The sequence below is a fragment of the Planotetraspora silvatica genome, from assembly GCF_016863315.1.
In the GTDB taxonomy this organism is placed as follows: Bacteria; Actinomycetota; Actinomycetes; order Streptosporangiales; family Streptosporangiaceae; genus Planotetraspora; species Planotetraspora silvatica.
The window spans coordinates 1-20715 of the sequence record NZ_BOOQ01000053.1 but is presented as its reverse complement, the minus strand read 5'-3'; the positions used below and the strand labels follow the sequence as shown (position 1 = coordinate 20715).

The 20715-nt window shown below is 66.9% G+C and carries 23 protein-coding genes, 1 tRNA gene and 1 pseudogene; 13 read left to right on the top strand and 12 right to left on the bottom strand.

All coding sequences use genetic code 11. From position 1 onward, the window contains the following. The first annotated feature begins 5 nt into the window (after positions 1-5). Together Psi02_RS34305 and Psi02_RS34300 are read left to right on the top strand one after the other, a co-directional pair. Complete coding sequence (locus Psi02_RS34305; protein ID WP_203980028.1) at positions 6-1022, top strand: chorismate-binding protein; 1017 nt, start codon at positions 6-8, stop codon at positions 1020-1022. A 14-nt stretch (positions 1023-1036) separates the two neighbouring features. Further along, positions 1037-1867, top strand: a complete 831-nt coding sequence (locus tag Psi02_RS34300) for an aminotransferase class IV (protein ID WP_203980027.1) — start codon at positions 1037-1039, stop codon at positions 1865-1867. A gap of 15 nt (positions 1868-1882) precedes the next feature. Here the strand turns inward: Psi02_RS34300 and Psi02_RS34295 are convergent, their stop codons facing one another. Then, entirely contained in the window at positions 1883-3325 is a 1443-nt protein-coding gene (locus Psi02_RS34295; RefSeq protein WP_239095404.1) for an LVIVD repeat-containing protein, read from the bottom strand. Positions 3326-3365: 40 nt separating this feature from the next. Between Psi02_RS34295 and Psi02_RS34290 the strand changes: the two genes are divergently transcribed. Next, the gene (locus Psi02_RS34290; protein WP_203980026.1) at positions 3366-4016 is read left to right on the top strand and encodes a DUF305 domain-containing protein; all 651 of its coding nucleotides are present in this window, start codon (positions 3366-3368) and stop codon (positions 4014-4016) included. A gap of 69 nt (positions 4017-4085) precedes the next feature. On the opposite strand, the gene Psi02_RS34285 is transcribed toward Psi02_RS34290, so the two are convergent. Beyond that, entirely contained in the window at positions 4086-4502 is a 417-nt protein-coding gene (locus Psi02_RS34285) for an SsgA family sporulation/cell division regulator (RefSeq protein ID WP_203884823.1), read from the bottom strand. A 445-nt stretch (positions 4503-4947) separates the two neighbouring features. On the opposite strand from Psi02_RS34285, the gene Psi02_RS34280 reads away from it, so the two are divergent. Next, positions 4948-5022 (top strand) — tRNA-Val (locus Psi02_RS34280). 957 nt (positions 5023-5979) lie between these two features. Here Psi02_RS34280 and Psi02_RS34275 read toward each other — a convergent pair. Continuing rightward, on the bottom strand, positions 5980-6417 hold the full coding sequence (locus Psi02_RS34275) for a hypothetical protein (RefSeq protein ID WP_203980025.1): 438 nt from the start codon (positions 6415-6417) through the stop codon (positions 5980-5982). A 32-nt stretch (positions 6418-6449) separates the two neighbouring features. Then, positions 6450-6674: a hypothetical protein gene (locus Psi02_RS34270; protein ID WP_203980024.1), complete on the bottom strand. Its 225-nt coding sequence runs from the start codon at positions 6672-6674 to the stop codon at positions 6450-6452. Between the two features lie 330 nt (positions 6675-7004). On the opposite strand from Psi02_RS34270, the gene Psi02_RS34265 reads away from it, so the two are divergent. Beyond that, positions 7005-7226, top strand: a complete 222-nt coding sequence (locus Psi02_RS34265) for a zinc-binding dehydrogenase (RefSeq protein WP_203980023.1) — start codon at positions 7005-7007, stop codon at positions 7224-7226. Between the two features lie 27 nt (positions 7227-7253). Here Psi02_RS34265 and Psi02_RS34260 read toward each other — a convergent pair whose 3' ends face one another. After that, the gene (locus Psi02_RS34260; protein ID WP_239095403.1) at positions 7254-7763 is read right to left on the bottom strand and encodes a VOC family protein; all 510 of its coding nucleotides are present in this window, start codon (positions 7761-7763) and stop codon (positions 7254-7256) included. A gap of 234 nt (positions 7764-7997) precedes the next feature. Here Psi02_RS34260 and Psi02_RS34255 point away from each other — a divergent pair, with 234 nt between their 5' ends. After that, positions 7998-8861, top strand: coding sequence for a DUF427 domain-containing protein (locus Psi02_RS34255; RefSeq protein WP_203980022.1), 864 nt, complete (start codon positions 7998-8000; stop codon positions 8859-8861). Positions 8862-8978: 117 nt separating this feature from the next. Here the strand turns inward: Psi02_RS34255 and Psi02_RS34250 are convergent, their stop codons facing one another. Further along, complete coding sequence (locus Psi02_RS34250) at positions 8979-9248, bottom strand: hypothetical protein (protein ID WP_203980021.1); 270 nt, start codon at positions 9246-9248, stop codon at positions 8979-8981. Between Psi02_RS34250 and Psi02_RS34245 the strand changes: the two genes are divergently transcribed. From Psi02_RS34245 to Psi02_RS34230, 4 genes and pseudogenes are all read left to right on the top strand, one after another. Continuing rightward, entirely contained in the window at positions 9224-9580 is a 357-nt protein-coding gene (locus Psi02_RS34245; protein ID WP_275415322.1) for an SDR family oxidoreductase, read from the top strand. The two genes, Psi02_RS34250 and Psi02_RS34245, sit on opposite strands and share 25 nt — an antisense overlap. Then, complete coding sequence (locus Psi02_RS34240) at positions 9577-10023, top strand: hypothetical protein (RefSeq protein WP_203980019.1); 447 nt, start codon at positions 9577-9579, stop codon at positions 10021-10023. Before Psi02_RS34245 ends, Psi02_RS34240 begins: the two co-directional genes overlap by 4 nt. A gap of 50 nt (positions 10024-10073) precedes the next feature. Beyond that, a complete protein-coding gene (locus tag Psi02_RS34235; RefSeq protein WP_203980018.1) occupies positions 10074-10979 on the top strand; it encodes an NADP-dependent oxidoreductase in 906 nt (301 codons plus the stop codon). Positions 10980-11278: 299 nt separating this feature from the next. Then, positions 11279-11774, top strand: a pseudogene (locus tag Psi02_RS34230) (transposase); the annotation flags it as partial. 59 nt (positions 11775-11833) lie between these two features. Here the strand turns inward: Psi02_RS34230 and Psi02_RS34225 are convergent. The 5 genes from Psi02_RS34225 to Psi02_RS34205 form a co-directional block, all read right to left on the bottom strand. Next, positions 11834-12481, bottom strand: a complete 648-nt coding sequence (locus Psi02_RS34225) for a TetR/AcrR family transcriptional regulator (RefSeq protein ID WP_203980017.1) — start codon at positions 12479-12481, stop codon at positions 11834-11836. A gap of 42 nt (positions 12482-12523) precedes the next feature. Continuing rightward, positions 12524-13312, bottom strand: coding sequence for an MBL fold metallo-hydrolase (locus Psi02_RS34220; RefSeq protein WP_203980016.1), 789 nt, complete (start codon positions 13310-13312; stop codon positions 12524-12526). A gap of 14 nt (positions 13313-13326) precedes the next feature. Further along, positions 13327-13671: a hypothetical protein gene (locus Psi02_RS34215; protein WP_203980015.1), complete on the bottom strand. Its 345-nt coding sequence runs from the start codon at positions 13669-13671 to the stop codon at positions 13327-13329. Positions 13672-13948: 277 nt separating this feature from the next. Beyond that, on the bottom strand, positions 13949-15322 hold the full coding sequence (locus Psi02_RS34210) for an MFS transporter (protein WP_239095413.1): 1374 nt from the start codon (positions 15320-15322) through the stop codon (positions 13949-13951). 425 nt (positions 15323-15747) lie between these two features. Continuing rightward, positions 15748-16374, bottom strand: a complete 627-nt coding sequence (locus Psi02_RS34205) for a cysteine hydrolase family protein (protein ID WP_203980013.1) — start codon at positions 16372-16374, stop codon at positions 15748-15750. Between the two features lie 165 nt (positions 16375-16539). Here Psi02_RS34205 and Psi02_RS34200 point away from each other — a divergent pair, with 165 nt between their 5' ends. Both Psi02_RS34200 and Psi02_RS34195 read left to right on the top strand, forming a co-directional pair. Next, a complete protein-coding gene (locus tag Psi02_RS34200) occupies positions 16540-16977 on the top strand; it encodes a MarR family winged helix-turn-helix transcriptional regulator (RefSeq protein ID WP_203980012.1) in 438 nt (145 codons plus the stop codon). 411 nt (positions 16978-17388) lie between these two features. Continuing rightward, entirely contained in the window at positions 17389-19149 is a 1761-nt protein-coding gene (locus tag Psi02_RS34195; protein WP_203980011.1) for a sigma-54-dependent Fis family transcriptional regulator, read from the top strand. A gap of 79 nt (positions 19150-19228) precedes the next feature. On the opposite strand, the gene Psi02_RS34190 is transcribed toward Psi02_RS34195, so the two are convergent. Further along, the gene (locus Psi02_RS34190) at positions 19229-19366 is read right to left on the bottom strand and encodes a hypothetical protein (protein ID WP_203980010.1); all 138 of its coding nucleotides are present in this window, start codon (positions 19364-19366) and stop codon (positions 19229-19231) included. A gap of 407 nt (positions 19367-19773) precedes the next feature. On the opposite strand from Psi02_RS34190, the gene Psi02_RS34185 reads away from it, so the two are divergent. Further along, entirely contained in the window at positions 19774-20433 is a 660-nt protein-coding gene (locus tag Psi02_RS34185; RefSeq protein ID WP_203980009.1) for a sensor histidine kinase, read from the top strand. Positions 20434-20715: the final 282 nt, after the last annotated feature.

Here is a 20715-nt window from a genome sequence, read left to right as displayed (position 1 = left end):
AATCCGTGTACGACGCCTTCGCTCATATCGGCGGATACCTGGCCACGGGACTCCGCGACGTGACCACCGACCTGGCCGCGCTGGACGGCTCCGGCTGGTGGGCCGTCGTGGTGTCCTACGAGGGCAAGGTCACCTGCGCGCGGTTCGACGACGTGCGGCGAGCTCCGCTGCCGGCCTCGCCGCACCCCTGGCGCGGGCCGTCCAGGGACGCCTGGCGGAGCTCACTCGATCAGGCCGGTTACGAGCAGGGGGTCCGGCGGATCAGGGACTACATCGAGCAGGGCGAGGTCTACCAGGCGAACCTCTGCCGGATCCTGTCCGCGCCGCTCCCACGTGCCGGTGGTCCCGCCGATCCGCTCGCCCTGGCCGTACGGCTGGCGGAGGGCAACCCCGCACCATACGCCGCGGTGATCGACGTCCCCGGCCTCGCGGTGGTGTCCGCCTCGCCGGAGCTGTTCCTTTCGCGCAGGGACGACGTGGTCGAGTCGCGGCCGATCAAGGGCACCGGGGCGACGGCGGGCGACCTCCTGGAAAAGGACTATCCCGAGAACCTGATGATCGTGGATCTCGTGCGGAACGACCTCGGCCGGGTGGCCGAGGTAGGCTCTGTGTCGGTGCCCTCACTCTTCGAGATCGAGGAGCACCCCGGGCTGGTGCACCTGGTGTCGACGGTGCGGGCGAGACCGGCGGACGGGATCGGCTGGCCTGAGCTGTTCGCCGCGACCTTCCCTCCCGGCTCGGTGACGGGGGCGCCGAAATCTTCGGCGCTGCGCATCATCAACGAGCTCGAACCCGAGCCCCGAGGTCCATACTGTGGGGCGGTGGGCTGGGTCGACGCCGACCGCCGCGAGGCGGCGCTGGCCGTCGGAATCCGGACCTTCTGGATCGAGCACGACACGATCCGGTTCGGCACGGGGGCGGGGATCACGTGGGGATCCGATCCCCGGCTGGAGTGGAACGAGACCGAGCTCAAGGCCGCCCGGCTCATCGGACTCGCCTCACGGAACGATCCGGAACCATAGAGATGGAGTTGGAGATGGCTGTACCCATCTGGGTGAACGGGGACCTCGTGGACCCCGAGAAGGCTGTGGTCTCGGTGTTCGACCACGGGCTCATGGTCGGCGACGGAGTGTTCGAGACGATCAAGAGTGTCGAGGGCGAGGCCTTCGCGCTCACCCGCCACCTCGACCGGCTGGCGCTGTCGGCCAAGCGGATGGACCTCCCCGAGCCCGACGTGGCCTCGATCGCCGACGGCGTGCGCCGCTGCCTCGCCGCCGCCCCCAAGTGGCCGCTGGCCAGGATCAGGATCACCTACACCAGCGGGCCGGGCCCGCTGGGGTCGGACCGGGGCTCGGACGGGCCCAGCGTGATCATCATCGTCGGCGAGCAGAAGCCGTTCCCGGCGACCGGGGACGTCACCGTCGTGCCGTGGCCCCGCAACGAGCGCGGCGCGCTCGCGGGCGTCAAGAGCACGTCCTACGGCGACAACGCCAAGGCGCTCGCGTACGCCAAGGAGCGCGGCGGCGGCGAGGCGATCTTCGAGAACCTGGCCGGCGACCTGTGCGAGGGCACCGGAAGCAACATCTTCATCGTGACCGGCGGACGGCTGATCACCCCGACGCTGGCCTCCGGCTGCCTGGCCGGGGTCACGCGCGCGCTCACGCTGGAGTGGTACGGCGGCGAGGAGGCCGACGTGCCGATCTCGGCGCTGTACGAGGCCGAGGAGGCGTTCCTGACCTCCACCACGCGGGACGTCCAGCCGATTCACCTCGTGAACGGCACCGCGCTGCCGCAGGCGCCCGGCCCGATCACGCTGGCGGCCATGAAGGCGTTCGCCGAGCGGTCCGCCGCCGACATCGACCCCTGAGGCCGATCTCCTCGATCAGGCCCCGCCGTACGAGTGCTGGGTCTGCGCGTTGAGCTCCGTCATCCGGACCGACTTCGCGGGGTCGGTGACAGGGTCGTCGACGCGCAGGACGTCGAGGCCCTTGGTGATGTCGCTCGAGTAGACGTAGCCGTTGTAGTAGTACGCCGACCAGGAGCCGCCGAGGTGGAGGCCGGGCTTCAGCGGCCCCCGCTCGAAGTAGGCGATCTCCTCCGGACGGTCGGAGTCGGTGAAGTCGAAGACCGAGACGCCGCCCATGTACCAGGCCTGGACCATGATGTCCCGGCCTGGGACCGGGATGAGCGACCCGTTGTGGGCGACGCAGTTCTCCTCCGCCGTCTGGATGCGGGGGATCTTGAAGTAGCCGCGCCGTACGAGCTCGTGGCCGGGGGTGATCTCGTAGACCGCGTCGGCGCCCTTGGTGGGCTCGCCTGACGCGCCGCACGTGGCGGCGATCCCGCCGCCCAGCTCGTCACCGAAGACGATCTTGGTTCCGGCGTCGTTGAACGTCGCGGAGTGCCAGACGGAGAAGTTCTCCTTGTCGCTCACCAGTTGGAGCAGACGAGGCTTCACCGGGTCGGAGATGTCCATCAGGATGCCGTCGCCGAAGCACGCGCCGGCCGCCAGGCCTTTCTCCGGGTAGACCGTGATGTCGTGGCATCCGGCCGACGGGAAGTCAGAGTCCTCGTCGATCACCCGGTCCTTGAGGATCTCGGGCTTGGCCACGACCCGCGCGCTCGCGGGTTCGTCGACCGGGACCTCGACGATGGAGATGTTCTCGTGCGGGGGAGGACAGCCCTTGGAGCCGGGTATCGGCCCGGGAGAGGACACGTAGAGGTACAGCGTGCCGGCGTCCTTCCCGGGGACGATCGCGTGGGTGTGCGAGCCGCATTCGGTCTGGACGGCGGAGACGTACTTGGGATGGGTCTTGTCCGAGATGTCGAAGATCCGGATGCCCTCCCATTCGGCGTCGTCCAAGGGTTCGGCCGGCGTGCTCGCGCAGGTGTCGTCGGACCGCGGCTCGTCGACCGAGAGGAACAGCAGGTCTCCGGATACGGAGATGTCGTTCTGCCCGCCCGGGCACTCGACCTGGGCCACCGCCGTGGGACGAGTGGGGTCGCCGATGTCGTGGACGGTGAACCCCTCGTAGTTGCCGACGAAGGCGTAGTCTCCCTGGAACGCCAGGTCGGTTCCCCACGCCTCAGGCCCGTCGAAGGGCGCCTGCAGGGGCACGTTGGCGATCACCTTCATGTTGGGACTGTGGCCGATCTCGTCCTCGCCGAGGTCGGACACCGTCGTGGCCGTGGGAGTGCCCGTGTACATGGCCGACGGCATCGCGGACAGCGCGGACCGCGTCGGCGACGGTGATCCGGGTGTCGTGCACGCGGCGGCCGGGATGAGGACGGCGGCCAGAACGGCCGCGGCGATCGGTCGTTTCACGGTGCCCCCATGCATATGAATTTGGTTCAGTATGGAACCTATGCTGAGGAGGCGGGCGGCGTGCGGTGGTTTCGTAACGCTTGCGCTGATATCGGGCGCCGTGCTCGCCGGCTGTTCGCCGGCCGAGCAGCCGACCCCGCTGGTCGCCGGCTCACAGGTGCCGGTGGTCGTTCCCGGCGGCCCGGGAGAGCCCGGCCGTACGGCAGAGCCGGGGGAGCGCATCGGGGAGTCGGAGGCCAGGGCGGGCGCGGGCGATGTGCGGTTCGCCGAGCTGATGATCCCGCACCACCGGCAGGCGCTGGAGATGGCGGCGCTGGCCGCGGACAGGGCCGCGGAGCCTCTCGTCCGGGCCATCGCCGAGCGGATCACCACAGGTCAGGGACCGGAGATCGCCGTCATGACGTCGTGGCTCGAGTCGCTCGGCCGCGCGGCTCCCGAACGTCATGATCATGGCGAGGCCGGTTACGGCATGGCCACGCTGGAGGAGCTGAACCGCCTGAGGTCGGCCAGGGGCGCGGCCTTCGACGGCTTGTTCCTCCGGTTGATGATCAGGCACCATGAGGGCGCGATCACGATGGCCGCGGAGGAACTGGGTAAGGGCAGCGACCGGGCGATGCGGAAGATGGCGCAGGACGTGATGTCCGGCCAGCAGATCGAGATCGCCCGGATGCGGGAGATGCAGGCTCACTAGGCCCGATCATCGGGCTCGGTCGCCCGGCGCCAGGACCGTGTTGGGCGCGCTCAGGACCGCGTTGCCCGGTCAGGAGCTCCAGAGCATGTTGATGAGCTCTTCGTCGAGATCCATGAAGTCGGTCTCGCGACCGGCTGGAACGAGCTCGTAGGTGCGATGGAGGAATTCGGTGAGTGGGGCCAGCGGCACCTCGAAGAGGGCCTGGCCGAAGGGCGACGTGAGACTGATGTTGAGTGTTCGCTCGCCATCGGCGCGGGCCGGCCAGACCTGGACGTCGCCGTCGCCCACACGCCGGACGATGCCGACGGTCAGCAGCTCACGGGCGAAGATCCACTCCACGGGCTCGTCGTTGCCCACGTGGAACGCCATTCTGATGGCGTACGGATCCTCGGCGGTGTAGCTGAGTCCCGCAAGGAGAGGGACGGTAGCTCGGTCGGGGACCACAAGCCGAAGGCCCAGCTCGGCAGAGACGGTGGTGCTGTGCATCGTCAGCCAAACCTTTTCGTCGTCGGGTCCCCATATAGGGGCTATCACTGCTTTGTCGGGTTTCGTTCGCCGCTCTTGCTAACGAGGCGAACGAGGAGACCCGTAAGAAAGATTCCGCCTCCAGGCCCTTCTGTAACGCAGATCACAGCTTGACATTCGGTCACCTACCTGCGCAAACATCACCATCGGGCGCATCTTTTCTCGGGCTTTACCTGTCCTTGAACTCTTCCTGGCGGAGCTATTGTGGGCAAAGGATCTTACGTCGTGCGTATCGGTCGAGCACGATGCTATGACACCACACCGTCACGCCGTGGACTCTCCAGGGAACCTTTCGGCGCCTTTGGTGAACATCGGACGATCGGGTCAGCCCGGCCTGCTTTTCGCCAGCACCCCGTAGGTTGCGGTATGGTTTTCCCCGTCGGCACCGTGAGGGGCTGGCCATCCCGGGCGATTAGCTCAGCGGGAGAGCGCTTCGTTCACACCGAAGAGGTCACTGGTTCGATCCCAGTATCGCCCACCATGTTTCCGCAGTTCAGAGGCCGGATCCCACCTATGGGAGTCCGGCTTTTTGATCGTCTGACCCCGATCTGACCCCCGGATCGACCGTCACTCGCCGTCTCGGACCGTCAGTGAGCCGCCTTCCCCGACACGTGGTTGCGCGGGATCGGCCCTTCGCGATGTTCGATCGGAACCGTGAACGCGCCGAAGACGATTCGGCTATCAGGTTGGCCGGACCGCTGTCCAGACGGGCGGCGGCGCAGAGGAACGGCACATGTGGCCCATCATGCTGGTTGTGCACATCCGTGGAGAGGGTGGGCATAGTGATTGATCTTTCGCGCTGTGTGATCAAGCTGTGACTAGCCGCTGAAGTCCTGACATGTGGGTGCTCATACAGATAGGCACCCAACGGACCAGTCATTGCTGCTTCGTCTGGTCGCGGGCCAGCATGACAACCGGCCGTCTTTGAGCCTTCTCGCCGTGCGAGGTTGGGGACCCGTCGCTGTCGTGAACCGCCGCGTTCACGAGGGTGCGGCATGGCTGAACCGCGGCGCTCGCGCCGGTAGCGAGCATTCGAACCAAGTGCCCCACTCTGGGGGTCAAGGGGTCGCAGGTTCAAATCCTGTCGTCCCGACTCTGTTTCGGCAGGTCGGAAGCCTGATCATCTTCTAGATGATCAGGCTTTTCGCTTGTCTGACCGTCATCTGACCGTGAGCCGGAGCCTGCCGGACCGTTCTGACCGGTGCCCATCGATGCCAGGCATGACCAGCTGATACGTGGCCCAGCCGGTGCCGGGCGCCCTCCTGTTCAAACGAACTTCCGCGTTTGAAGCGTCCGATCTCGTGGTGTGACCTGGGCGTCTTTTCTCCCAACGCCTCGACATGGCCAAACTCGAGGCACCTAGGCAGGCATCCAGTTCCGGTTGCCCCGGATGGTGTTGATCTCACCGGTATAGGCGATCGGAAACGGCGCCCGGTACTCAAGGCCCCGGCTGGCGGTTGTAGTTCATCGGGTCGTCGTGTGCTGCACAGTTAGTCCTCCACGCCCTCGAGGAACCAGCCCCCGTGCCGCTTGACCAGCTCCAGCACATAGGAACGCTGCCCGCCACCGGATCGCACAAGAAGTGGCAGGCGGTCAGGTCTTCGAGGGGCTTGCTGGCGTTCTGCGGCTCCCACCAAGGTAGGAGGCTCTCCCAGTACGGCTCGACTATCTCCTGGACGACCAGCGTCTTCCCCCACGCGGTGACCCGAACCGGGACCAGGTCAATGCCCTCATCCTCGGGAACAACCTCAGCAGGCTCGTGGTCGTCACGCATCCGGGAATTCTCGAACACCCGACCGATGATCGCTGAGAACTGATCAAGGCGCGGATCTATGGAGCGATGGGTTTCTGTCACTAGGAACGCTATGTTTGTCACCGCAGAGATCGGTGAGCTCGTCCACTGGGGCGTCAGCGACGGCCAGCGTGTGGAAGCGCGCAGGCCAGGTCGCTGTCAGCGCTGTGCGCTGCCTTCGGCGCCCCGCCGGGTGCGCTCTTGCCGCGTAACACGGGCACCAGCACGGTGGTCGTGACCGTGACCGTCAGCGTCGCGGCGGTCACCAGGCCGGTACCGGCGGACCAGCGGTCGACGATCGCGCCGTCCCCCGACCCGCTGTTCCGCAACCTGGAGATCACCCGAGCGCAGACTCTCCTCGTCCGGGGGGCGACCTCCTCCTTCGGCCGGGCCGCGATCGACCTCGCTGTGGACGCCGGCGTCCGCGTGATCGCCACTACCCGCAGCGCCGACCGCTTCCCGTTGCTGCAGGAGCTCGGCGCGGAGAAGTGGAGGCGCCTGATCTTTCCCGGCAGATTCCCGAGGCCAAACGGCTGGACGCCGTACTCGACTTGGTGGGCAACAGCACTATCCCGGACTCTCTGGCGATGCTCCGCCGAGGCGGGTGAGCCTGCCCGGCCGGATGGCTGGGCGGCCTCGACCCGATCCCCGGCTTCAACCCGCTTGTGCAGATGGCCAGCGGCTTCTACCTTGCCTTCTTCGCCAGCTTTGTCTTCGACACCCCCGGCTTCCCGCTGTCCGACGTGCCGCTCCAGGCCATCACCGACAAAGTGGCGACCGGCCGCCTGCGGGCGAAACCGTCGCGCGTCTTCGGCTTCGACGAAATAAGAGAGGCACATCGCGTGATGGAAGCCGGGGAGGCCGGCGGCAAGATGGTGGTCGTCCACGCCTGATCTGCAGGTTCGGGGCGGCCCCGGGATTCACGAAGGGCGAAAACTCCGCTCCTGCAACACCCAGGTGTTTCCGTCGGGATCAGCGAAATCCACGAAGCTCGCGTAATCGCTCCGCTGCGGATCGACGCCGTCCTCCCACCGGCCCTGCCAATCATTTTTCGCAGCCTTGTGCCGCACCGCGCCGACCTCGACACCGCGCTGGGACAGCTCACGCCGGGCCGCCTCGACATCGGTGACCACCAGGTACAACCCGCGCACCGACCCGGGCGGCGCATCGGTGAGACCCACGCCGATCTGCACCGAGCACGCCGAACCCGGAGGAGTCAGCTGCACGACCCGGAAATCGTCGTTCGGCCGGTAATCGACGTCGAGCGTGAATCCGACCTGCTCCGTGTAGAACGCCAGAGATCGATCGACATCGCTCACGGGCAAAACGATCACTTCAAGTTTATAGTCCACCCGCTCATCTTCTTGCCGCATCGCGTTTGTCCGCCACCCGGAGGGGTGGGCATTCGCATTCTTATTTTCGATGGTCACACCAGAAAAATCCGATCGCTGCAGAGTGCTGTGACCGAGGTCACCGGGACGTTCTCGACCCTGGATAGCGCGGAAATCCTCAGGCGATCACGAGACATTCGGCTTTTTTGTTCTCACGGCAGAAAACTCGCATATCTCGTTGGCCCGCCTGACCGAAATCCGCTTTTAGGCTTCGGTCATGAAGAAATCGCTTATGCGGGCCGGTGGTCTGCAGGGGCGGGAAGGAGCGCAGTGATGGGGTTGTCGTGGCAGCAGGGGCCGCTCGCCACCAGGTCGATCGGGCGGTTCCTCGTCGGACAGCCGCTTCCGGAGCGGCTGTTGTTCGCGGAGCCGCTGCGCCGGCGCATGCGCGTGCAGTTCGCCGGTGAATGGATCGCGGACAGCGAGGACGTCGTCCTGCTGCACGAGCCCGGCCGCTACCCCGTGGCCTACTTCCCGGTCGGGGACGTGCGGACCGGCGTGTTGCGAAGGACGGAGCACGTGACCCGGCATCGCGACCTCGGCGCCACCGCCTGGTTCGCCGTCACGGTCCCGGAACGGAGCACCGAGCGGGCCGCGTGGCAACATGTCGAGCTTCCCGGCCACGCCGCCGAACTGCGGGACCGGGTGGCGTTCGCGTGGCGCGGGATGGACGCCTTCTACGAGGAGGACGAGCGCGTCGTCGGCCACGCCGCCGACCTCTACCACCGCAACGACATCCGGTCGACGTCGCGGCATCTCGTGGTCCGCGACGGTGAGCGGGTGGTCGCCGACACGCACCGGCCGGTGGTGCTCTACGAGTCCGGGTTCGCGCCTCGCTGGTACGTGCCGCGCGAGGACGTCGACGAGACCGCGCTGACACCGGTCGACGGACAGACCTTCTGCCCGTACAAGGGGGTCGCCGACTACTACGACGTCGGCGACCGTTCCCGTGCCGCCTGGTCCTACCTTGAGGCCTGGCCCGAGGTGCGCCGGGTGCGCGGGCTGGTCTCCTTCGAACCGGACAGGGTCGAGGTGTACCTCGACGGCCGGCGGCTCGAGCTCGAGCCCGGCCAGACGGTCGTCCCGCACGGCGTCGACCGCGGCCTCGATCCTTCGGAGATCCTCAGGCGATCCTGAAATATCCGGCCGTTGCATCCTCGCGGCGGAGAAAACACCTCTCTCGCTGACCGGCCTGACCCCGAATTCGCTTTCAGGATTCGCTTTCGAAGAGACGCCAAGGTGAACGTCATGTCCTCATCCCCGCAGGTGCGCAGAGTCCTCGTCGTGGGTCGCGGGAGCGGAATCGCCCGTGCCATCACCCTCGCCGTCCGCGCCGCGGGCGCGACCGTGGTCGTGGCTGGCCGGGACGCCGGCAGGCTGGCCGGATCGTACGAGGATCCCGGCATCGAGGCCGAGACCGTCGACCTGACCGACGAGGCGAGCGTCGAGGCGCTCGCCGCCCGGCTGGGCCAGGTCGACCACGTCGTGCCCACCACGTCGTGCCCACCACGTCGTGCCCACCACGTCGTGTCCACCACGTCGTGTCCACCGCGTCTGCACGGGCCCGGGGGCAGGTGGCGGACCTCGAGCACGACGCGGTGTCGCTGTCATTCGCCACCAAGGTGCTCGGTCCGATCCTGCTCGCGAAGCACCTGGCGCCGCGCATGCCGCGCGACGGGTCGTTCGTGCTCTTCTCCGGGTCGTCGGCGCGCAAGCCCGCGATCGGCATGCTCGCCGTCGCCGCCACCAACGGCGCGGTCGACGTCGTCACCCGCTCACTTGCGGTGGAACTCGCGCCGATCTGGGTCAACGCCATCTCTCCCGCGGATCCGCCCTCCTCGGGAGGCCTCCGATGAAGACCTTTAAGAAGATCCTCGCCGTGGTGCTCATTGGCTTTGTGATCGTCTACGTGGTCGTCTTCGCCCGCGATCTACTTGCGTGGGAGAAGTGCGCAGATGACGTTGAGGAGGCGGTAGCCGAGACCATCATGCTGGGAGCGCCGTCGAGCGCGGAGTGCGACGCCGTCCGACTTCAAGGATCGTGGACTGTGATCCCCATGACATCGGTCGCCGGTTCCCTCGTCGCGGGGTCGGCGAGCGGATTTCCGCGGGTTCCAAGGCTTGGACTCCTGCTGACCGCGTGGGTCACGCCGGCAGGCGGCCTGCGGCCGTCCGTGGTCGTAGGCCCGAACGCCTGGGAAACGTCACCACGGCCAACCCCTGCTCGCCATCTCGACGAACAGGGGATCAAGCACCGATCTTGCCGTCGCGTCGCAGCCCGCATGACAGTACGAAACTAGTGTCCACGTTCGGGGAGAATCCCCGTGCCTCTTCAACAGGAAGGTAAGAGATGTTGGCGTTGAGCTACGCGAAGTACGGTGATCCCTCAGTGCTGGAACTGAGCCATGTGACGGAACCGCATGCAGGCCCGGGCCAGGTACGGATCGCGGTTCGCGCGGCCGGAGTGAATCCGACGGACTGGAAGTTCAGGTCCGGTCTGCTCAAGGATGCCTTCCCCATGCAACTGCCCACGATCGTCGGCTTCGAGGCGTCCGGCGTGGTTGACGAAGTCGGAGCGGGCGTTGACGGCGTCCAGGTCGGGGACGAGGTGTTCGGGATGGGCTCCGCCACGACCGCCGAGTTCGCGGTCCTCGACCACTTCACTCACAAGCCAGCCGTGCTGAGCTGGGAGCAGGCGGCCGGGGTCGCGTTGGCCGCCGAGACCGCGCTGCGTGGTCTGGAGCTTCTCGGCGTCGCCAGCGGGCAGGTCCTCTTGGTTGAGGGCGCCGCGGGCGGGGTCGGCAGCGCCGCGGCGCAGTTCGCGATCGCCCGAGGGCTGACCGTCATCGGTACGGCAAGCGAACCGAACCATGAGTACCTGCGTTCGCTCGGGGTGGTGCCGACGACCTATGGACCTGGGCTGAAGGATCGGGTGGCGGCGCTGGCGCCCGGCGGGATCGACGCGGCGTTCGACGTGGCCGGTAAGGGGTCGTTGAGGGACCTTGTCGACATCGTGGGCGGCCCGGAGAAGGTGGTCACCGTCGCGGACTTCTCCGCGGCTGAACACAACGTCCGGCTCACGGTGGCTCCCGAGGCCTTTCACGCCCTGTCTGAAGCCGCCCGCCTCGTCGAAGGGGGGCGGTACACCGTCGCTGTTGACTCGCACTTCGGTCTCGGCGACGCGGCGAAAGCCCACCAGCGCAGTGAGGCCGGCCACCTGCGCGGAAAGATCATTCTGAAGGTCGTCGACAACTGAGTACGGTGCGTCGGTCGCACCGCGAGTGCGGGCCGATTGTGGCCGTGGCGTCCTGCGGCTGGGCCAACCACGAGGTATCGGGGCCGAATGAGGAACACTGTTCACCAGCATGCCCGGGTTAGGGCATCTAGCTAGGAGGCACGATCCATACACTTCCCAAGCTGACGCAGCGGTCGCAGCGGTGACGTCCCCTCGGGTGGTGTAACTCCAAGCTGCTGACGCAAGCCCCGGACATGGGGCGAGCCATCGTGTGACGGTCAGCGAGTTCCCGCCAAGGTTCTCGCGAAGGACACCACACGATGGCTCTGGATCAGTCTGCCCTGCTCGACCTGTTGGAGTCTTTGAAAGCCGCCGACGCCGACGACGTCATCCGCCACGCGCTGCAAGCGGTGCTGCAGGCACTCATCGAGGCGGAGGCAACCGCGGTGATCGGCGCCGCCCCGCACCAGCGCTCCGATCAGCGCACCACCCACCGCAACGGCTACCGGGACCGGCTGCTGACCACGGCCGCCGGGGACCTTGCGCGGGGTGTCCACCCGCAGCGTCGATGACCTGGTCAAAGCCCTCGGCGCTGAGTCCGGGATCTCCACAAGCGAAGTGTCGCGGATCTGCGCCGACCTCGATAGTGAGGTGGCCGCGTTCCGGGACCGGCCGCTGTCCCACACCACCTTCCCCTACGTCTTCCTCGACGCCACGTACTGCAAGGCCCGAGTCAACCATCGGGTCGTCTCCCAAGCCGTCGTCATCGCCACCGGCGTCTCGGCCGACGGCCGCCGGGAGATCCTCGGTTTCAGTTGGATGGAGCTTGAGCTCTCAACCAACTCGTCGTCGCCCGGTTTCTGCGGGCAACCCGGTCAGTCGGGCTCGCGGAGTCGGGCTATCGAGGTGATGAGGTCTACCTCGGTCTGGGTGAGGTCGGGCCAAGGGAACTGGTAGCCGTTGCCGCGCAGGATGACGAAGCCATGCATGGCCGCCCATAGCTGCGTCGCGGTAGACAGGACGTCTTTCGCGCTGGACGACCCGTCAGCGATACATTGCCGGACACCGTCCATGAGGGCGGCGAACGGTCCGGCGTCGGCGGTGCGGGTGTCCGGCTCGTCGCCGGCCGGGCTGGGCTCCTCCCCGCGAAGCAGCCGGTTGCGGTTGAAGAGTAGCCCGTAGAGGTGGGGATGAGCGATACCGAACGCCATATAGGCGCGGCAGCCGGCAATGAGCCGGTCCGCGGGAACGTCGATTCCTTCCGTCGCCTGCGCGATGAAGCGTCCCAGTTGGGCGAAGGTCTCCACGGTGACGGCCCGCACGATCTCGTCCGGCCCGGCGAAGTGCAGATAAATCGACTGAGGAGCGATGCCGATACGCCGCGCCAGCCCGCGCAGGGTGACCGCGCTTTCGTACCCGTCCTCGATGAGGATCTCCCGGGCGGCCGAGATGATGTCGCCACGCAGTGCCTGCCCCGCACCTCGGGCATTGCGCCGCCTGCTCCCGCTCTGCCCTGTGCTCACGGCCGTGAGCTTACATCGGCGGCCGGGTTGTCGGGCCCGACGTCAGCCGAGCGGGTCGGGCACTTCATCGGCGGTAGCTGCTGCGCGCAGCTGGGCGGTGTCGTCGCCGCGCAATGGTTCGCCGTGGCCGAAGCAGACGACGTCGACGTCTATGTCGGCGAAGCGGCGGAATGAATCGCGGGCTTTGGGTCGGTCGTGGTTGAACGGTCCGAGCATGACCTGGCCCTGCTGTCGGGTGGCCACGTCACCGGTGAAGAGCACGGCTTCGTTCGGGAAGTGCAGGGCGATGCTGCCGTCGGTGTGGCCCGGAGTTGACAGGACGTGCGCGCCGATCTCGTCGAGGGCCTCGTTGTCGTCGAGTTCGCGGTCGACACGTGAGGGCGGGGCGTCGGGGATGGAGCCGGCGATGTGGGCGTAGAACTCTTCTTCGGTGTGGGTGAGGGTGGGGAACGAGCCGTAGCTGTCCCCGCGGATGATCAGGGCGTCGCTGCGGTGGGCCCAGATCTGAGTGTTCGGCCATTTGGCCAGTTCGGCGGCGGATCCGGCGTGGTCGGGGTGCCAGTGAGTGAGAACGACGTGAGTCAGCGACACGCGGTCCAGCCCCCAGTCGCGCAACACCGCGGCGATGGTGTCGCCCTGGCCGGCAATGCCGGTGTCGACCAACACCACCTTTGACCCGCGGCGCAGCAGGTACGCCTGTCCGGGCCCGCTGTCGAGCACCATGCGCAGGTCAGAACGTACATCGACGACGTTCATATCAGTCTCCCCTCGATCGAACGGGTTGGACTCGCGTGCCGTGAAACACCGCATTCTCACCTCACGGCCTTCCACTCACGCATTTAAGGTTACGGGTGTGATGTTACGGCAAATGTCGAGAATCTGGCAACAGGTCCGGCCTGGTGGATCAGGGGTGGCCGTGGACCACGCGGGGCCCGGTGGACCGGCGCCTCGTCGGCCGGGGTGTCGGTGGACTTCCAGCCCCAATAGTCGCCGCCGACCGCGGCCGAGCCAAAGACCATCACCCCCAAGATCGCCTCCGGGGTATGCCGGACCTTGACCGCGCAGCGGATGTCCTCGATCAACTGGAATCTGGCCAAAAGTCCGGGCCGCGCTGTGGTTCCCGATCGCATGTCCTGAGCCATCTCGCCCTCGCTGGGCACGCTGATCAGCGATGTTGGGACAACGCGCACGGTTTCCTCCGAGGATCGCACGGCGTAAGACACCGCTGATCTTCAGGGACCATGCCCTTCCTCATGCGCGAACTGGGCCAGCCATTACCCAGCCCCTACCGCCGTACCCGCCTTGCACCTCACGCCTGGCCGTGTCAAAGAAAACAAACCCGGACGAATCCTCGGCGCCACTGGAGAGCGAAGGCGAGGGCCCGCATGTGGCGGTGCGCTTCCTCCGCCCTCTACCGATCATCGATCGTCTGGCTGCAGGGTGGTGCGTTTTATGGTGGAGCCAAATTCAGTGACGCCGGTCAGGGCCGGCGTCTTGGCGTTCGGCATCGTCTTGGGGTGCCGGGGTTTTGGGAGCTTTGAGGGTGCGGTCGAGCATTGTCATGGTCAGGACGACGATGCTGACGCCGGCCAGGATGTCGCCGACGAGGTGTAGGCCTGTGTCGGTGACGTCTTGGCGGAAGACGATGCCGGTGATGGTGGATGAGGCGATGGAGCCGATATAGCTGAAGGTTCGGAACAGCCCGGCGGCGGTGCCGATTTGATCGGCGGGCGCCTGGACGTAGAGAGCGGTCTGGTTGCTCACGGTGGTCGCGCCCAGTGTGATCGCGAACAGCAGCGTGACGCCGATGATCGCCGCGACGGGAGTCTCCGAGGTGAACAGCGAGACGGCGGCCGAGGCCAGAACCAGGGTCGCGGCGCCGATGATCAGCGGGCCGCGGACGAGGTTGCGGGCTGAGATCGGCCGCGACACGATCGCGGCGAGGATGCCCATGGGTAGCAGAACGAGCCCGGCCTCCTGGGGCGACAGGCCGTGGGCGGCCTCCAACCATTGGGTGACACCGTAGAGCACGGTGTAGAAGGCCAGTAGCGTGAGTGCGCCGCGCAAGTAGGTGCGGGTCAGCGCCAGGTTCGACGTGAGCAACCGTATGTCGATGAATGGTGTCGCTGCCCGAAGCTCCCAGAGCACGAGGATGACACACAGCGTGACGGTGATTACCAGGGAGATCCAGTCAGGTTCGGGCAGCGACAACAGGAACACCAGCAGGGCGCTCATCATGCCGCCGAACAGCAGGATGCCGCTGACATCGATGCGGCGGGCGATCTCTCGCAGCGGACGGCGCTCCAGCGGTTCGTCCTTGGGCACCCACGCCATCGTCAGCAGCAGGGCGATGGCAGTGATGGGGATGTTGATGAGGAAGGCCGAGCGCCAGCCGAACGCGGCTACCAGCACCCCGCCGATGGGCGGGCCGACCGCGACCGTGACCGTGCCGGCGATGGACAGGCCGCCCAGTACCTTGCCGGGCGGCTCACTCATCCCCACCCCGATGGCGCGGCGCCGGATGATCACCATTGCCGCCGGATACCCGGCCGATGTGCCGATCCCGATCAGGACGCGCGCAACGGTCAGTGTTCCCATGTGCTGCCCGACCCCGCCGACGATCCCGCCCAGGAGCACCAACACGATGCCGGAAAGGAAGACCCGGCGCGGACCGAGTTGCTCTGCGAGCCTGCCGCCGGTGGGCTGGGCGATCGAGCTGGCCAGGTAGAGCGCCGATACCAGGACCGCAGTCGCCCCGACCGACACGCTCATCGCGTGCGCGATGGGCACCAGCGCGGTCGCGATGAGTGAGCTGTTGATCGGGTTGAGCGCCGAACTCATGTACAAGGGGGTGACGAACCGCCACGAGAACGCCCCATGCTGCCGGCTGACTCCGGAATCGCTCCCGATGCCGGCGTCGCCGTCCGCATCGGGTTCTGCTGCCTCTAACGATGTCATTGATCTTCTCCGTCCAATTCCATGGCGACCGATGTCAGTCGTGGCCTGACGTGCGATGGGCGCACCGCGACAGGGGTCGGCAGGTATCGCGCAGTACTCACTCGCCGAGCCGGATGGGGATTCATCGAGTCGCGGTGCCAACGGCCGGCCTTGGGACCAGCAGTCGGGCCCTCTCGCCGGCACGCGGCAGCGTCGGCGCTGGATCGCATTCGGACGACACGACTCCACAGCGAGGCGGGTGATGGCGACGATCGCGGCTCCGGACGCCGGCCGGCGTGAGGCGTTCGATCAGGTCGATCGACCGGCGGTCAGCCGTCCACAACGGCAGAAGCTGGTCGGACGTTGCGGACCAGGGCATTCAGGTCTGCGGTCGTGATCACGTCCGCCTGGCGCGGCAGAACCTTCGCGATGAGAACCCGATGGACTTCCGGATCGGGATCGTCGGTGGCGTCAGCGAGCACGAAGATCCGGTAGTCCTGGTCGGAGGCCTCGCGGACCGTCGACAACACCACTCCTGCCGTCGAGATGCCACCGACCACCAGTGTGTCGATCGACTCATCGCCGAAGAGAGCATGCAGATCGGTGGTGCTGAAGGCGCCATAACGGGTCTTGCGCACGACGATGTCACCGTCGCGCACCGCCAGGGCGGGATCGACCTCCAAGGCCGGATCCCCGTCAGCGAACAGACGCCCCTGCTTCGCAGGCCCGAACGCCTTGTGGTGGTGGGGGATCGCGTCGTAATCCTCGGGCGCGAAGGCCACCCGCACGAACACCACCTTGACGCCATGCTCACGCGCCCAACCCAGTGCAACCCGAACGCTCTCCATCAAGGCGTCCCGGTGAGGGATGCGGCTCAATATCGCGGGCTGGAAATCCATCAGCATCAGCGCTGTCTGCCGCGAAACGATGGTCTGGTCGCTGGTCGACGTAGTCACGGATGTGCCTCTCCTTCGCATCACAGGCATGGGGGAACCTGGACCGTTGCGCATGATCGCCAGCTGGTTTCAGACGACAAATCAACAGGCAAACTGAACAGGCTTCCTGTCGAACTATACAGGCTGCCTGGCAATGTTCACCCATCGGGCATAGAGTGCCCGTCCATGACGGCACCGTTTCCGCGCGACGTTGCTCGCCGACTTCCCCAGGCGATGGTTCGGCTGCGAGCGCGCCTGCGGACCGAGTCCGCGCCCACGGACAGGCGCTGGACGTGGTCGCAGATGAGCACGCTCAGTCGCATCTCCGAGGAGGGGCCTACAACGGTCAGCGCTCTCGCCGCCGCGGAGCACGTTCGTCCTCAGTCGATGGCCGCGACCGTCGCCGCCCTGCTCCAAGAAGGCTTCGTCACCGGCGGGCCGGATCCCACGGATGGGCGTAAGACGCTCATCTCGATCACGGCCGCGGGCCGCGCGCTCCTTACGAGCATCCCTGCCATGCGCGAAGCCTGGCTCGAAGCGGCCATCGAGCGGCACCTCTCACCCGCTGACCGCCAGACGCTTGTGAAGGCGGCGCAAATCATGGAGCGTCTCGCGGACTGTTGAACTTCGAAGGACGCCATCTGGCCCGAAAGGGGAGGGCCGATCCGCCACAGACCCCCGCTGCGCTCGCCGTCTGCCGGCGACGCCTCGCCTAATCCCTGCTCCGGGGCCGGCCGCAGGGGCTTCGGCCAGGGCCGCGGGGGAACTTTCAAGAGCATTCTGAGTGTGGGAAACGGTGACCTGGGCGTATGCGGGTTGGTGTCCGTGAGTCCGCGTGAATTTCTCCGGGTCGCCGACCGTACGGGCACACAAGGGGGACGTCCATCCACCAGGTCCAATGCGCCGAGGAGATCATACGGGCCGCCCACTCGGGGCGTATGCTGTGAAATAGAACTGATGTACTGGTTTCGGCGCATACCTGAGCCGCATAGCCGGCAGTATCGCCCCTCGTGGTTGTCGCATGGGAGGCCGCAGGTGGCCTACAGCGAAGACTCGGCCGAGAGCGTCACGCGGGCACGCGAGCATTTCCTGGAAACCGGCGTCGTGCCCTCCATACCGTTGCGCCCTGGCATCGCGGATTCGTGGCGCCGTTGTTCTTTGGCCGGAATGGGCTGCGACGACCTCGACCCGCCGTACTTCGACGACCTCGACACCGAAGGGCGGCTCATGCACGCCGCGCAGCCGGTACTAGACGGGCTCGAGGAGACGCTATCGGATGCCACGATGAGCGTAATCCTCACTGATACCCAGGGTCGTCTGCTGGATCGGCGGGTGAGCGACGGGGCCTTGAGACGGCACCTCGACCGCATTCGGTTCGCTCCCGGATTCAGCTACGCCGAGGAGCACGTAGGCACCAACGGCATCGGAACCGCACTCGAGACGCAGCAGTTGGCAGTCGTGGCCGGAGGCGAGCACTTCACCTCGCCGTTGCACGCACTGGCGTGCGCCGGCGCGCCGATCAACGATCGGCTGACCGGGCGGCTGGCCGGGCTCCTGGATATCACGTCCTGGTCCACGAGGGTCAGCCCGTTGATGCCTGCTCTGGCGCGCAGCGCCGCGGGGGCCATCGAGCGGCGACTGCTGGAACTCGCCTCCGAGCGTGAGAGGACGCTCCTGGAGGCGTTCATGGCCGCCGAGCGCCACGGTGGGCAGGCGATCATCACCGTCGCCGACGACCTGACCATGGTGAACCGGCGGGCCGCCGATCTGTTGGGGCGTTCCGACCATGCCATCGTGCGGGACATGGTGGCGGAGATATTGCGTGCGGGCGGGGAGCACACCGCCAGTGTCGTGCTGTCTCGTGGTGAGCCGGCCACGATCCACTGCAGGCCCATAGAGGCGAACAGGGGCGCTGTGGTGGAGATTTCCGTCACGGGCAGGCGTGGGTCGCCGGCCAGGCCGCGGGTGGGGCCTGCCGATCTGAAGCTGGCCGGCACCTCGGCGCTCTTCGCCAATGTGTGCGCCGACTTGGCGATGCTCCGCCAGGCCGGTACGTGGCTGTTGCTGGAGGGCGAGCCGGGAGTGGGCAAGCTGGCGCTCGCCAGGGCCGTTCATTACCGGTCTGCGCCGGACAGACTGTTCGCGGTGATCGAGTCCACGGAGGATGTGGCCGGCCGGTGCAGTGCGACTCCTGGCGCCCCAGGAGGCACTGTGGTCCTGCGTCACGTCGAGCGGTTCACCGACAATGCGCGCGCCGCGGTGGTGGACTGGCTGGACAATGTCGCCGAGGGCGCGAACCGGGTCTGGGTGGTCGCCACCACTGAGATCGGATCCGAACTCCCCGACAACCTGCTGAGCAGGCTGCCCGCGACGCTCACAGTGCCGCCGCTTCGCCACCGCATCGAGGACGTACGGGAGTTGGTGCCCGCGCTGCTGGGCACCTCTAGCCTTGGCCGGTCGGTCTCGTGCGGCCCGGCCGCCATGCGGGCACTGCTGCGCTCGACCTGGCCCGGCAACGTCGCCGAGCTCGCCCACGCACTCCGGCACGCTCTAGCGCGGCGGCGGGTAGGCCAGATCCAGCCCGAGGACCTGCCCGAGTCGTGCCACGTCACCGGAGGCCGCGTGCTCAGCCGGTGGGAGGCCATCGAGCGCGACGCGATCATACGCGCGCTGCTGGAGACCGACGACGACAAGGCCGCAGCAGCCGATCTGCTCGGCATCTCCCGGGCGACCATCTACCGCAAGATCAACGTCTACGGTATCAATATCGAAACTGGCCCCCCTGTCTCAAAGTGATACATACCGCGGCGGGGGTCGTGGGCTTGCCTGGATTCATGGACCACAGGACAATCCCGCCCTGGGGCGCCAGTCGTAGTCACTCCTTGCGCCCGGCCCCCGGTGCGGGACGGCGACGCACCAGCACCTTCCGCACGCCAAGGGTGACGGTCACCGGCCTCACCTCGACCGGCACCGAGGCTCTCTGGGTCGCCCGCGTGGAGCCGCCGGACGTCATGCTCGTCGACCTCTTCCCGGGGCGTCGACCTCACACGTCGGCTGGTAGTCACGCCACCTGTCGAACGGCCGACAGCGATCCCTGATCCGGCCATCGCGAAGACGAGCTCCAGGAAATGATCGCGCCAGCCCGGCCCTGCATTCCTGCCGAATACGGACATATAGGGGACCGTCATTCGCGAGATCTGCCACCGGCGCGTATGAGGCTCACCGAAAGTTGCTCAGCTATGCCCGTCCACCCCATCCGCCGGTCTTGCGGACACGAGTGGGGGTGGCCGGGCCAGGGGCCCGTTCACATGTTCAGACGCTTACACGGCGCTACTAATTCGAAATACAGGATGGGCAATGGACAACAACCAACAATTACGAGATTTTCGCAGAAGTTGCAAAGACCTCGCCGAGACAGTGGTGAGGGAGCAGCGCCGGTTCGTGTGCGACGTCTCACACCAGCTGCGCACCCCGATCGCGGTCCTGCGGGCGACGCTGCAGGAGTCGCTCGCGGCGCCTGACGCCATCGGCTCGCGCGAGGCCCTCCAGAGGGCCCTATCCTGCGCCGACAGGTTCGAGGCGATCCTCAACGACCTGCTCGTGCTCGGGCGGTTCAAGGTCTGCGAGCTGGATCCACCCGCGCCGGTGGATCTGGGTGCTCTGTCCGCGCGCGTGGCCTCCGAGTATCCGGCCCGGCTCCCCGTGCGCATTCAAACCTGCACCGGCGCATGGGTGCGTGGATCGCGTATCCAACTGGTCCGGGTGCTGGAGAACCTGCTGAACAACGCCCAACGGCACGCGCAGACCAGCGTCGGCCTCACCCTCGAGGCGCTGGATCACCAGGCGGTGCTGAGCGTGACCGACGACGGGAACGGCATTCCGTCACAGGATCGCGAGCGCATATTCGCGCGTTTCACCCGCCTGGAGGAGGCCTGCCGCCGGGACCCCAGCGGCAGCGGTCTTGGCCTGGCGATCTCCAGGGAGGTTGCAGAAGCCCACAAGGGCACGTTGCGGGTCGAGAACTCTCTACGCGGCGCCCGGTTCGTCCTCCGGTTGCCGCTCGACGGGCCGCCTGTCTGACAGCTAAGCGCCGCGTCTGGCACGCGATCAATTCAGTGATCGGCTCGGTTTCCTGCGGATGCGCACATGCGCCGCACCGAACCAGCTACGGCCAGAGCATTGGAACCGGATCACCTCGGAACCTGAGGCCCCGCCGGAGGCAGAGAAAGACGCCCGGTGGTCAGGCCTCGGCGGTTCGTCGGTGGCGGATGAGGAGCATGCCAATGAAGGCCAGGGCCTATCTCCGGCCGACCCCCGGGCTGCCGCGTCTTCCGGCTCGTATGGTCGACTGGGTAGAGGGAC